A 12,470-nucleotide genomic window follows, 5' to 3' on the forward strand; every position below is an offset into this window, starting at 1 on the left:
AAAACGGCACCCGTGGAGGTGCCGTTTTTTTTCTTTCAGGCTTTAGCCCTGGATCTTGTCTTCTCGCAGCGGGCAGGACAGGTAAACGCCGAACTCCTTGCCCACATCGCAGCTGACCCGGGCGTGCACCTTGCCTTGCCGGTCGAGGAACCGTTGGCTGTCTTGCACCGGAAAGATCCCCTCGTGCCAGATATTGGGGTGGATATAGAGCCCCTTGGACCCGTCACACCAGAACGCCACGACTTTCTCCGGTTTCAGATCATCCCCGGGCAGCGCCGCGGGAATGATGAAGGGTTTGTTGTCCAGCGGATAAAACAACTGGCCGCCGTCGGGGTGATAGTTCATGTGCCATAGCAGAACCTGATCCCGTGCTGCGGTCTGAGCTTCAACCTGTGCCGTCTGCGGGTCGGTGGACCAGCCTAGCACATAGTTGCCGTTGACCGCTTCGTTCTCGCCATAGAGCACGTCGCCGCGCCAATCACCGCGGAAAGTGCCCTCGACCCAGCCGGCCTCGTCGCCCGTGCCTTCGTCAATCGGCCGCCAGCCTTGCGCGGGCCACTGCACGATTTCGATCTCAAAACTTTCCGGATCGTCCACCAGGCAGCCATACCCCTTGACGCTTTCCTCGGTGGCCCGGATCAGCGGAACCTCATGCCAGGGCAGCGAAGGTTTGGTGCTGGCCTCGAAGATATACTCGGGCGCGCTCATTTTGCGGAACCTCCCGTTCCCATGTGCTTGTCCACCATCCGCTGGACCATCGGCGCAAAGTGCCAGTAATCCGGAGTGTCCATGTCGTCCCGCTTTCCAGCCTCGTCCAGATAGCGCACCGCGATGATCTGCTTCAGGTTCGGGTTCTTCTCAAACTCGGCAACTTCCTCTGCATTCATCGGTCCGCCCTGCAGGTTCAGGGAATGGATCGAAGCCTCTGATAAACGGTTGAAATATTCCGGCTTGGTGGCGCAGAGATAGCGCTTGGCAGCCACGTGATAACGGACGCAGTCGGTGATCACAGAGGGGAAGAACTGCTCCAGCACCTCGGCGCCGGCTTCCTCATGGTAGCGGTCCTCGGTGTCATCCATGGAGAATGTTCCGAACTCGCTGGTGAAATGGCCGATATCGTGGAGGAGCGCCCCCACGATGATTTCTTCCGGCTGGCCGTTCTGCTCAGCGATGGTGGCGCCTTGCAGCATGTGCTCGGCCATGGTGACCGGTTCGCCCAGGTATTCTTCATCACCGCGGCGGTCAAAGATGCCGCCGATGAAGTCCACGATATTGTCCCGGTTCAGCTGGCTGACGTCTGGCTTGCTCATCTCTCTCAGCCCTCCAATTGCGCGTTCAGCACGTTGAGGGTCGACAGCAGCCCGTCCTTGTCCGCGTAGCAGCCCTGCAGCCAGCGCGATCCGGAGCCGGAGTAGCCGAGGCGAGCGTGCATCACCCGGGTGTTGTCGACGATGAAGCTTTCGCCCGGCTCCAGCTTGAAGGAGACGCCCATGTCCGGATCGTCGATGAATTCACCCAGGCGCCGGTAGGCGGCGTAGTAGGCCTCCATCTTGTCAAAGGGAATGTCGACAAACGGGGCAGAGGATCGGTTGTTGAAGCGCATCCCGATCATCTCGCCATCAGGTGACAGCTCGATCATCGGTCGGCGGGAGCGCAGATGCACACCGTCGGACCCCTTGTATTCAAACCGGGCCGGGTAGCCTGCCAGCAGGGCAAAGCCTTCGGGGTTTTCCGCCTTCAGCCGTTCGGCGGCGCGGAAACCGTCCACCACAATGCTGTCACCGCCTTCTGCAGAGTTCTCCAGGCAATAGAGGATCTGCAGGCTGGGTACCGGGTCGCGATAGGGGTTGTCGGTATGTGCCTGCAGGCCCAGGCCGGTGAAGGCCAGATTGGTCGGGTTCACCTCTGTGCGGACTTCGAAGTACTTGCCGTAGTTGGTTTCGCGCACAAAACCGAACATTTCAGCGTTCTCGATGAGGGCGCCTTCTTCGACCGGACCGTTCACCAGCTTGGCGAAACCCAGACGGGCGATCGCGTTCAGCCAATCGCGTTTGACGCTTGGGTCGGACTGCACTTTGTTCCAATCGAACGTGGGGGCCGGCAGGCCACTGTTCCAGGTCTCGATGCCCGGTGCCATGCGGCCAAATTCACTTGCCTGATCAACATCATAGGCGTGTGCCTTCAACCAGGCGCCCGGGAAGGCCACGGTCTTGCCTTCCGGTGCGAAGGTCACAGTCAGTGCGCCGTCTTCTACCAGTGCGGTGCTGATCTTGGTGTCTGCGGGAATGTCACCAATGGTGATCAGCCGCTGGCCGTTGCCAGGGGCGCGTGTTTCCGGGTCAAGCGCGTTGTCGCGCAGCCAGATCGCATGAAAGCGGCTTTCGAGGCCGTCTTCGAATGTCAGGGTCAGAAAGCTGCCGGATGCGTCAGCAGTTACGGAACGGGGCATGAGAGTGTCTCCGGTTGGCCTGGTTCTTACTTGCCTTGCTACCGCTGGTGAGCCATCAAGAGAACTACGGAAATTGGGGTTTGAGAGTTAGGTTTTCTAATGCCCAAGAAAGTTACCAAACAAGGCTTGCCGCCGCTGGACTGGCTCAAAGTGTTCGAGGCTGCAGGCCGTCATGGCAGTTTCACCGCCGCTGCGGAGGAGTTTGGGGCAACTCAGGCCGCCGTGAGCCAGCGGATCCGCAACCTGGAAGCTTGGCTGGGGCGGCAATTGTTCATCCGTTCAGCACGTGGTGTGACTTTGACGGTGGATGGCGAAAGCTACCTGCCGCTGGTACATGATTCCCTTCGCGCGCTGGAGCAGGGCACTGAAAACCTGTTTGGCCATAGTGTTCGGGAACTGCGTATCGCTGCCCAGCCATCACATCTGGAAATGATTTTGTTGCCGGGGCTTACGGCGTTTTCTGAAAGTCATCCTGAACTGCAGATTGTGACGGAAACCGTGCCGAAGCGGTTGGACTTTGAAGCGGCGGATGGTGCGCTGCATATCCGCTACGGGCGCGGCAGCTGGCAGGGCCGAGCAGGTGTCCTGCTTGCCAATGAGGTTCTTCAACCGATGGCGGCCCCGGACCATACTAAGGACTGGCGTCAATTGCCGGCCATTGAGCTGCGCGGAGAACGGCCGGGCTGGAGCGAGTGGGCGCGGGTGACCGGAGAGCCGGCGCCGGAGGCCGGGCCGGTTTCGGTGGATTCCATGGCCCATGCCCTGCGAGCGGCCCGGCTTGGAATGGGGGTGGTCCTGGGATCCAGGGCGCTGGCGGCCAATTTGCTGCTGACCGGGCAATTGATCAGTCTGCCAGCCGCCGAATTGGCCACGATTGATGGCTATTGGCTGACTTGGCCGCCGGAACTAGGGAAAACAAAGCGGCAAAGTGACGTCCTGAAGGCGCTCACCAAGGCGCTAAGCGCTGATCTGGCGTAAGAGGGGGCTGCTTTTCAGGTCGGGAACTCGCCGATCTTGGCAAAATAAGCATCCAATATTGGCCGTGCACCGCGCTTACTGAGGAACGCGAAGCCAATTCTCGTGTCCTTCCGCCAGCGGGTTCGAACCTCAAACTCTGCGATATCTTCGATGGAGACAGATTTCAGCTCTGCCAGGCTAAAATTGTTTTGCCCCTCTGGCAGGCGGACGGCAAACCCACTGTAGCTGATGTTGTAAACAATGGCTTCCCGCACAGATCCGGACAAATTGACAGTGCAGGGCAAATTCAGACGAAGCCGGGGTTCTGTTGGTTTCGCTGTCCGGAAAATGGAGTTGGTCTGTACCATTCTGCCTCTATCGTCGCATTAGGAAGTATAGGCAGAGTAGCTAGCGGCGGACTCTTTAGATAGCTTTAAGAGCTAATAATGTTTTGAATTTTAAGGTGTATATGGCGCACCTGAGAGGATTCGAACCTCTGGCCTCTGCCTTCGGAGGGCAGCGCTCTATCCAGCTGAGCTACAGGTGCGTTGTTATGCCGGGGTATACCCGCGGTTGGTTGCCTCTGCAACGGGAAAAACTGCCTGTTTCCAATTTCCTGAGGCGGTCAGGAAATTGCGGCCGCGGCCGGATGCTCAGAAAAGAAAAAAGCCTGCACCATCGGGCAGGCTTGCATTCTTGCAATGGAGGGCAGGGTTAGCCGCGCCAGGAGCGAACAACGCCGCAATCCATATGCACAAAATTTGAACGGTGGTATTTACCAACACCGCCGGCGTGGCACGCTTCAGCCGCTTGCGCCATTTGCGAGACCGAGCGGGACGCCAGGCGAAGGTCGGCAGCCTGGCCGCGCATGTGCAGCGAGTTTTTTGCAACCCCGCGCGAGCGGCTGCGCAGCATGGCGTTGGTCTTGGGGCTGCGGTAGCCGGACAGCAGCATGTAGGGCTCATTCACATCCAGAAGATTGTGGGACGCCGCCATGATGTCGATGGTGCGCAGATCCATATTCTTGACTTCATCGGTGCGCCAATCCCGCATGAAGTGGTTGATTTCCTTAACAGCGTCTTTGATGTAGTCGCCGTCGATCCAGTATACCATATCCAGGCGTTCGCCGGTGCGGCCTGAATACATGCGGATGCGCCGGATGTCTCCGCCGCCGCGAAGGAAACCTGCTGCATTGGAGAATGTTGGGGCTGCTGCCACTGCGGTTGCAGCAAATACACCCAAGAGAGAACGCCGGGAGATCCCCGTGCCCGTGGTTTTTGCCATTGTCACTGCGCCGTCCCGTACGCTTTTAGTCCTGCCTAGTCGCCCGATGTTACGGGCTCGCTAACAATTGAAGTTAACGTGCGGCATGTATGGCACACAGAGAATCCTGATCCAACATTTCTTTGCCGCGCTGTAACGGATATCCCGGTTTTCGGCGATTTCTTGCGCATAAGGGGAGGCGCATGGAACTTTTCCCCGCGACTGTTGCAGCCGGGTTTCATAGACGCGGCTTTGCTGCATCAAAGCTGACTTTTCGCAATTGTGAATGGACAACAGCGGCTGGCATTTACCAGAATTTCAGGTAGGCACTGCCAGAATTGACAAAAATCGGCGCAAGGACCGGAAATTATGACGCGTGCTTTTGCAGGAAACTTCTTGCCGGGATTCAAGGCCGGGCTGTTCGCCTTGGCACTGGGCGGACTGGCAGCCGGGGCGGTTTCCGGTTCGGCACAGGCTGAGGTTTCGGCGGCTTTCCGCCAGGCGGTCGCTGAAGCCGCTTATGGCAGCGAGGCTGTTGCGCAGTTCTATCGCGAAAACGGTTACCAGGCGATTTGGACCGGTCAGGATGAGGCCTCGCGCCAGCGCCGCAATGCATTGCTTGCGGCCCTGAACGAGACCCAGGCCCATGGGCTGCCGGACCGTTCAGCCGAAGTTGCTGCACTGATGCAGCAAATGCGCGACGTGCAGACGACCCGCGACATCGGCAATGTCGAGGCGGCGCTGAGCCAGGCACTGGTGGACTACGCCACTGACCTGCAGACCGGCCTGCTGGTTCCGTCGCGGATTGATGACGGCATGGTGCGTAAAAAGCATACGGTCGACGGGGCAAGCTTCCTGGCTGGAATCCGTGATACCCAGCCCTATGCCTATATGCGCAGCCTGGTTCCGGCATCGCCTCAGTACCGCGGTTTGATGCGGGAGAAGCTGCGGCTGGAGCAGATCATGGCAGCTGGCGGCTGGGGTCCGGCCGTGAATGCCAAGAAACTGGAGACGGGTGATCAGGGCCCGGCCGTTATTGCGCTGCGCAACCGGCTGATGCTGATGGGCTACCTGCCGCGCAGCGCCACCCGAACCTATGACGCGGCACTTGAGAAGGCGGTGCAGAGCTTCCAATCCGATCACGGCCTGGAAACTGATGGCGTGGCTGGTCCCGGCACAATTGATGAGATCAACAAGCCGGTGAGCGCGCGTCTGAAGTCCATTATTATCGCGATGGAGCGGGAGCGCTGGCTGACCCCGGATCGCGGTGAGCGGCATATTCTGGTCAACCAGACCGATTTCACCGCCAAGATCGTCGACAACGGCGACGTGACCTTTGAGACCCGTTCGGTTATCGGCAAGAACACCCACGACCGCCGCAGCCCGGAATTCTCGGACGAGATGGAGCATATGGTGATTAATCCGAGCTGGTATGTGCCGCGCTCGATCATCACCAAGGAATATCTGCCCAAGCTGCAGAGCAATCCCAATGCTGTCGGCCATATCCAGATCACTGACCGGCGCGGCCGGGTGGTGAACCGCGGTTCCGCTGATTTTTCGCAGTACACGGCACGCAACTTCCCGTTCTCCATGCGCCAGCCGCCCAGCAGCCGCAATGCGCTGGGGCTGGTCAAGTTCATGTTCCCGAACAAGTACAACATCTACCTGCATGACACCCCGCAGAAGAGCCTGTTTGCCCGCGAAGTGCGCGCCTTCTCGCATGGCTGCATCCGCTTGGCCCAGCCGTTCGAGTTTGCCTACGCGCTGCTGGCTAAGCAGACCGAAAACCCCAAGGAGTTCTTCCACCGCATTTTGAATTCGGGCAGGGAAACCAAGGTTGAACTGGAGCAGAAAGTGCCGGTGCATATCATTTACCGCACCGCTGTTGTGTCCGGTAAAGGCCGCGCAGAATTCCGCCGCGATGTCTACGGCCGCGACGCCAAGGTCTGGGCCGCTCTGGAACGGGCAGGGGTGGTGCTGCCCAGCGTTCAGGGGTAAATGTCAGGCCCATACAGGATTATTCTGAAAGGGCCTGCCATGTTCACAATCCGCCAGATCGCCGAGTCCTTGGGCGCCGAGGCCCAGGGTGAGCTGGATCTGCAAGTTGCAGGTGCTGCTGAACCGCAGGATGCCGGGGCTGATCAGCTCGCCATGGCGATGGCGCCGAAATATGCCGACGGACTGAAGGCAGGCAAGGCACTTGCTGCGATTTTGTGGGAAGGGGCTGACTGGCAATCCTTTGGCCTTAAGGCTGCAATTTTTGCTCCACGCCCGCGGATGACCATGTCCGGCGTCACCGCAATGCTGGACCGCGGCCAGGGGTTTGCTGAAGGCATCCACCCGTCTGCCGTCATAGATCCTTCCGCCGAACTGGGAGAAGGCGTTTCGGTTGGTCCGCTGACCGTGGTTGCGGCCGGTGCCAGGATCGGTGCCCGCTCGGTGATTGGCCCGCATTGCTATGTCGGTTCTGACGCTGTGATCGGCGAAGACGCTTACCTGCGCGAGATGGTCTCGATCAGCGCCCGTGCCACCATTGGCGACCGGTTCCGCGCTCAGCCTGGTGCACGGGTTGGCGGCGATGGTTTCTCCTATGTAACCCCTGAAGTGTCCGGGGCTGAGAACGCGCGCAAGACCTTGGGTGATCAGGGCGAGGCCAAAGCACAATCCTGGGTCCGCATCCACTCATTGGGCGCTGTTACCATAGGCAATGATGTCGAAATCGGCTCCAATTGCACCATCGACAACGGCACCATCCGTGACACAGTGATCGGCGATGGCAGCAAGCTCGATAACCTCGTGCATGTCGGCCACAACACCCGCGTCGGCAACGACTGCTTGCTCTGCGGGCAGACCGGTGTGTCCGGATCAGTCGATATCGGCAACAACGTTGTGCTGGGCGGCCAGTGCGGCGTGGTCGACAATATCTTCATCGGTGACGGGGTGATTGCCGGCGGCGGCACCAAGATCCTGTCCAACGTGCCTGCCGGCCGCGTGATCATGGGCTACCCTGGTGTGAAAATGGAAACCCACACCGAGATGTATAAAGCACAGCGCCGCCTGCCGCGTTTGATGCGTGACATCGAATTGTTAAAAAAGGCTGTTTTCAAGTAACCACCGAATACCTACATCAGCCTCAGGCAGAAAATCGGGGATCCATACATGAGCACGCAGGACAAGGTCATTGCAATCATTGCAGAACAAGCGGTTCTGGAGCCTTCAGACGTGACCTTGGATAGCACGCTGGAGGATCTTGGCATCGACAGCCTGGGACTGGTCGAAAGCATATTTGCGATCGAGGAAGAGTTCGACATTTCGATTCCTTTTAATGCCAATGAGCCGGAAAAGAGTGATTTTGACATTTCCAATGTCGCGGCAATCGTCGCCGGGATCGACAAGCTGATCCTGGAAAAAGCGTAAAGCTCCATGAAACGCGTTGTCATCACCGGGGCGGGAACCATCAACGCCCTGGGTCATTCGGTGCCCGAAACTCTGGCCGCTATGCGCACGGGCCAGTGCGGGATTGGCGAACTGGATTTCCGCGATGTGGAGCGGCTGGCGATCAAGATCGGCGGCCAAGTCCGCGGCTTTGAGGCTGAGGGCCGCTTCAACCGTCAGCAGATGAGCCTGTATGACCGCTTCACGCAATTCACCCTGACTGCGGCCAGGGAGGCGATTGAGCAGTCGGGCCTGGAATTTCACGGTGAGCTGTCGGCCAAGGCTGGCGTCGTCCTAGGCAATTCCGGCGGCGGAATGCAGACGCTGGATGAGAATTACCGCAGCGTCTACGAGGACGGCAAAAACCGGGTGCATCCGTTTGTGGTGCCCAAACTGATGAACAATGCCGCAGCCGGCCATGTGTCGATGCAGTTCAACCTCAAAGGCCCAAGCTTTACCGTCTCCACAGCCTGCGCGTCGTCAAATCACGCGATGGCACAGGCGTTCCAGATGGTACGCTCCGGGATGAGCCCGGTAATGGTCACCGGCGGCTCCGAATCCATGCTGTGCTTTGGCGGGGTCAAGGCCTGGGAAGGGCTGCGGGTTATGTCCAAGGACGCCTGCCGCCCGTTCAGTGCCAACCGCAACGGCATGGTTCAGGGGGAGGGCGCAGGTATCTTCGTGTTCGAGGAATTCGAGCACGCCAAGGCCCGCAATGCAGAAATTCTGTGCGAAGTCATTGGCTTTGCCATGTCCTCGGACGCGGCGGACATTGTGATGCCCAGCAAGCAGGGGGCTGCACGGGCCATTGCCGGCGCGCTACAGGATGCCCGCCTAGATGCCTCCGAGGTCGGTTACATCAATGCCCATGGCACTGGCACTGCAGCCAATGACAAGACCGAATGCGCCGCTGTGGCGGATGTGTTCGGCCCGCATGCTGATAGTCTGATGATTTCTTCCACCAAATCCATGCACGGTCACCTGATCGGCGGCACCGGTGCGGTGGAGCTACTGGCATGTATCATGGCATTGCGCGACGGGGTGATTGCGCCGACCATCGGATATGAGGAACCGGACCCGGAATGCGCGCTGGATGTGGTCCCGAATGAGGCGCGCGAAGCCAGGGTCGATGTTGCCCTGTCAAACGCCTTCGCTTTTGGCGGGTTGAATGCGGTGCTTGCTCTGCGCAGGGTCTGACCGCACTTAAAGAAAAAACGCCGCGGCCCTTGGGGCGCGCGGCGTTTTCTTTCAGCTGATTGCAGAGCTTACTGCTTGACGACATCCACGACGTCATAGCCCGCGGTAAAGCCGCTCAGCGACAGCTTCATCGAAACAACCTGATCCGGTGCCGGCGCCGGACGCAGCGACAGTACTGCTTCCTTGCCCTTCTTGAAGGCGTCGATGTCGCCCTGGGTCAGGCCGATCTGCGCAACGCAGCCCAGCTGATTGCAGAAGGAATAGTTGTAGCGCTTGGCTGGCGCGCCATCGATGGAGATGGTCAGCGCGGCGGGCAGCAGGGTTTCCAGCGGCACGATCACGGTCGCGCCTGCAACAGCCTGGCCGCCTTGCTGGTCGATACGGAACATCGATACTTCTGCCATCGGGTTGCCTTGCGGGCCGTTCAGAACCTGCAGCAGCGAGCAAGGGTCGTTTTCGGCCTCGGTCCTGATGCAGGCCAAATCCCAGTCGCCATGCTTTTCTTTGGAGTAGCGTTCACCCAGCTTGGGGCCGTCATTGACCGGTTCCCCCAGGTCCAGCAGCTGGTCTGCGGTCGATTCCGCCTGGTCTGCCTGCTCTGTGGTTTCCGCCCCGGCGGCCTGTTCGGTGGTGCCGGTTTCTTCGGCGGCGGTTTCCTGCGCCGCCAGCGGCGCGGTCATCGCCAGCACCGCGGCAAGCGTGATCGGGGTCAGGGACTTCAACATGAATGCCTCATTTTTTTAAAGACGCTGCCAACGCGTTTAGCACGCTGTCCTGGCAGTGTCAGGCCAATAACAAAGGAATAGCGGGGAAATCCGCGCACAGTGCTTCAGTCTTGGAAGATGCTGATAAAATACAAAAAAGGGAACCCGATGGTTCCCTTTTTCGTATTTGTTTCTCCCCGTCGGACTGGCCGACTTAGTTATTGCGTAGGACGTTACGAAAGGGCTGGCCATCGGTCAACATGCAAGTTCAAAAAAAATAAGGACGGCCTGCAATTCATGAAAATTGCATGCTGTGGGATGAGTTTACGGCTGAGGATGCCCGTTTTACAGGCAGTATTTGCCCAAAAAGAAGGCCGTGCGCGAGGCACGGCCCAGTCTGACAGGGAGGAAATGTCCGCCACGGCAACCGCATAGTGCTGGGGCGGGCAAGATTGACTATCGCATTCAAAAGTTAACTTTGTATTGTTATCCACAGGAAAAAGAACGGGCAGGGCGGAGATGGCAGATAGCTTATTCATTGGCGGCGGCGGCGAAGAATATGGCGAGCCGCAGGGGCTGAGCCTGAAATATGCCAACCGCCATGGGCTGATTGCGGGTGCTACCGGCACCGGCAAGACCGTCACCCTGCAGATCCTGGCAGAGGGGTTTTCCAACGCGGGCGTGCCGGTGATCCTTGCGGATGTGAAGGGGGATTTGTCAGGGCTGGCAAAGGCGGGCACGGAAAGCCACAAGCTGCACGAGGCCTTCACCTCCCGCGCGGGTAAAATCGGTTTTGCCGGTTACACTTACCATGCCTGCCCGGTGACCTTCTGGGATCTCTATGGCAAGCAGGGCCATCCGGTGCGCACCACCGTAGCCGAGATGGGGCCGCTGCTGCTGGCACGGCTGCTGGAGCTGAGCGAGGCGCAGGAGGGTATTCTGAACATCGCCTTCCGGCTCGCTGACGAGGAAGGGCTGCCGCTTTTGGATCTGAAAGACCTGCAGGCGTTGCTGGTCTGGATCGGCGAAAACCGCAGCCAGCTGTCGCTGCGCTACGGCAATGTGTCGACGGCCTCGATCGGTGCCATCCAGCGGCGTCTCCTGGTGCTGGAGAACCAGGGCGGCGCCGGGCTGTTCGGCGAACCGGCCCTGGCGCTCAGCGACCTGATGCGCTGCGATGCGTCCGGAAAGGGCATGGTCAATATTCTCGCCGCGGACAAGCTGATGGCAGCGCCGGGGCTTTATTCGACCTTCCTGCTATGGCTGCTCAGCGAACTGTTTGAGGAACTGCCCGAAGTTGGAGACCCCGACAAACCGCGGCTGGTCTTCTTCTTTGATGAAGCGCATCTGTTGTTTGAAGACGCGCCGAAGGCGCTGACCGACAAGGTGGAACAAGTCGCCCGGCTGATCCGCTCCAAGGGGGTTGGGATCTATTTCATCACCCAGAACCCGGCCGATGTGCCGGAGGACATTCTGGGCCAGCTCGGCAACCGCATTCAGCACGCGCTGCGCGCCTTTACTGCCAAGGACCGCAAGAACCTGCGGCTGGCGGCTGAAACCTACCGCGAGAATCCCCGGTTTTCGACCGAAGACGCCATCCGCGAGGTTGGCGTCGGCGAAGCGGTAACCTCCATGCTGCAGAAAAAAGGCGTGCCCGGCGTGGTGGAGCGCACACTGATCCGGCCGCCCAGCACGCAGTTGGGACCGATTACAGACGGCGAGCGCAAGGAGATGCTCAAAGCCTCTGACATGGCCGGGAAGTACGACAATCCGGTGGACCGGCGCTCTGCCTATGAGATCCTCGCGCAGCGGACAGCGGCTGCGGCTCAGGAAGCCGAAGCCTCAGAAGCGGCAGCAGAGGATGCCCAGGAACCAGCGGCACGCGAGTTCAACGCCGGCCGCCGTTACTCAGGCTCACGGGTCAGCCGCTCTTCTTCCCGCTCGTACCGGCAAAAGGATACGTTCACTTCTGCGATGTCAGAAGCCGTGATCAAGGAGCTGAAAGGCACCACCGGGCGGCGTATTGTCCGCGGAATTCTCGGCAGCCTGTTCAAGGGGCGTTAGGGCGCAGCCGGTGTCAGAAACGGCAGCGGCGTCAGCCGCCGTCTTTCTGCCGCTGGCCTTCCTGCTTGCAGATTGCATCAGCCTCTTGCACGGACATGGTAGCGGGCCTGTCGATGGAACGGTCCCACAATACCCGCTCCTTGGTGTAGAGCTGGCAGGTGACAATGCCCTTGCTGGTTTGCAGCTGCACTGGGGTTGTTTCGTAATTCTCCGGGCTGACACAGCCGCTCAAGGCTGCCGCAACGGCCGTAAGTTTTATTAACTTGGACTTGGTTTTCATAACTGGCTCACCTCGGTCGGTTTCCCTCCGAATATCGCGAGAGGGGAAATAAATCATTAAAACCCGCGGGTTCCACGGCAGAGCACCGAGCGCATAGGCAGGCAAGAAAACTGCCGCCCAG

Annotated in this window: 13 protein-coding genes and 1 tRNA gene; 6 read left to right on the plus strand and 8 right to left on the minus strand. The window is 59.4% G+C overall.

Going from position 1 to position 12,470, the window contains the following annotated elements; all coding sequences use genetic code 11:
- Positions 1 to 42: 42 nt before the first annotated feature.
- The 3 genes from RA25_RS07405 to tmpA are packed head-to-tail and all read right to left on the minus strand — an operon-like array spanning position 43 to position 2,449.
- Positions 43 to 708: an ureidoglycolate lyase gene (locus RA25_RS07405; protein WP_039171099.1), complete on the minus strand. Its 666-nt coding sequence runs from the start codon at positions 706 to 708 to the stop codon at positions 43 to 45.
- Positions 705 to 1,310 carry a (R)-1-hydroxy-2-trimethylaminoethylphosphonate oxygenase gene (gene tmpB, locus RA25_RS07410; RefSeq protein ID WP_019296290.1) on the minus strand — a complete coding sequence of 202 codons (606 nt, stop codon included), beginning with the start codon at positions 1,308 to 1,310 and terminating at the stop codon, positions 705 to 707. Before tmpB ends, RA25_RS07405 begins: the two co-directional genes overlap by 4 nt.
- A 5-nt stretch (positions 1,311 to 1,315) precedes the next feature.
- Positions 1,316 to 2,449, minus strand: coding sequence for a 2-trimethylaminoethylphosphonate dioxygenase (gene tmpA, locus RA25_RS07415; protein WP_039171102.1), 1,134 nt, complete (start codon positions 2,447 to 2,449; stop codon positions 1,316 to 1,318).
- A gap of 99 nt (positions 2,450 to 2,548) precedes the next feature.
- Between tmpA and RA25_RS07420 the strand changes: the two genes are divergently transcribed.
- Entirely contained in the window at positions 2,549 to 3,427 is an 879-nt protein-coding gene (locus RA25_RS07420) for a LysR family transcriptional regulator (RefSeq protein ID WP_039171105.1), read from the plus strand.
- A gap of 14 nt (positions 3,428 to 3,441) precedes the next feature.
- Here RA25_RS07420 and RA25_RS07425 read toward each other — a convergent pair whose 3' ends face one another.
- From RA25_RS07425 to RA25_RS07435, 3 genes are all read right to left on the minus strand, one after another.
- Complete coding sequence (locus RA25_RS07425) at positions 3,442 to 3,774, minus strand: PilZ domain-containing protein (RefSeq protein WP_082020377.1); 333 nt, start codon at positions 3,772 to 3,774, stop codon at positions 3,442 to 3,444.
- A gap of 102 nt (positions 3,775 to 3,876) precedes the next feature.
- Positions 3,877 to 3,953, minus strand: a tRNA-Arg gene (locus RA25_RS07430).
- A 167-nt stretch (positions 3,954 to 4,120) separates the two neighbouring features.
- Entirely contained in the window at positions 4,121 to 4,690 is a 570-nt protein-coding gene (locus RA25_RS07435) for a YcbK family protein (protein ID WP_029204823.1), read from the minus strand.
- 348 nt (positions 4,691 to 5,038) lie between these two features.
- Here RA25_RS07435 and RA25_RS07440 point away from each other — a divergent pair, with 348 nt between their 5' ends.
- The 4 genes from RA25_RS07440 to RA25_RS07455 are packed head-to-tail and all read left to right on the plus strand — an operon-like array spanning position 5,039 to position 9,301.
- A complete protein-coding gene (locus tag RA25_RS07440) occupies positions 5,039 to 6,667 on the plus strand; it encodes a L,D-transpeptidase family protein (protein WP_019296295.1) in 1,629 nt (542 codons plus the stop codon).
- Between the two features lie 39 nt (positions 6,668 to 6,706).
- Positions 6,707 to 7,780 carry a UDP-3-O-(3-hydroxymyristoyl)glucosamine N-acyltransferase gene (gene lpxD / locus RA25_RS07445; protein ID WP_039171111.1) on the plus strand — a complete coding sequence of 358 codons (1,074 nt, stop codon included), beginning with the start codon at positions 6,707 to 6,709 and terminating at the stop codon, positions 7,778 to 7,780.
- A 48-nt stretch (positions 7,781 to 7,828) separates the two neighbouring features.
- The gene (locus RA25_RS07450) at positions 7,829 to 8,086 is read left to right on the plus strand and encodes an acyl carrier protein (protein WP_019296297.1); all 258 of its coding nucleotides are present in this window, start codon (positions 7,829 to 7,831) and stop codon (positions 8,084 to 8,086) included.
- A 6-nt stretch (positions 8,087 to 8,092) separates the two neighbouring features.
- Positions 8,093 to 9,301: a beta-ketoacyl-[acyl-carrier-protein] synthase family protein gene (locus tag RA25_RS07455; protein ID WP_039171114.1), complete on the plus strand. Its 1,209-nt coding sequence runs from the start codon at positions 8,093 to 8,095 to the stop codon at positions 9,299 to 9,301.
- Positions 9,302 to 9,369: 68 nt separating this feature from the next.
- Here the strand turns inward: RA25_RS07455 and RA25_RS07460 are convergent, their stop codons facing one another.
- The gene (locus RA25_RS07460; protein WP_019296299.1) at positions 9,370 to 10,026 is read right to left on the minus strand and encodes an invasion associated locus B family protein; all 657 of its coding nucleotides are present in this window, start codon (positions 10,024 to 10,026) and stop codon (positions 9,370 to 9,372) included.
- 498 nt (positions 10,027 to 10,524) lie between these two features.
- Here RA25_RS07460 and RA25_RS07465 point away from each other — a divergent pair, with 498 nt between their 5' ends.
- On the plus strand, positions 10,525 to 12,069 hold the full coding sequence (locus tag RA25_RS07465; RefSeq protein WP_039171117.1) for a helicase HerA-like domain-containing protein: 1,545 nt from the start codon (positions 10,525 to 10,527) through the stop codon (positions 12,067 to 12,069).
- A 31-nt stretch (positions 12,070 to 12,100) separates the two neighbouring features.
- Here RA25_RS07465 and RA25_RS07470 read toward each other — a convergent pair whose 3' ends face one another.
- Positions 12,101 to 12,349 carry a hypothetical protein gene (locus tag RA25_RS07470; RefSeq protein WP_019296301.1) on the minus strand — a complete coding sequence of 83 codons (249 nt, stop codon included), beginning with the start codon at positions 12,347 to 12,349 and terminating at the stop codon, positions 12,101 to 12,103.
- Positions 12,350 to 12,470 lie beyond the last annotated feature (121 nt).

The sequence above is a fragment of the Leisingera sp. ANG-S5 genome (assembly GCF_000813925.1).
Classification (GTDB): domain Bacteria; phylum Pseudomonadota; class Alphaproteobacteria; order Rhodobacterales; family Rhodobacteraceae; genus Leisingera.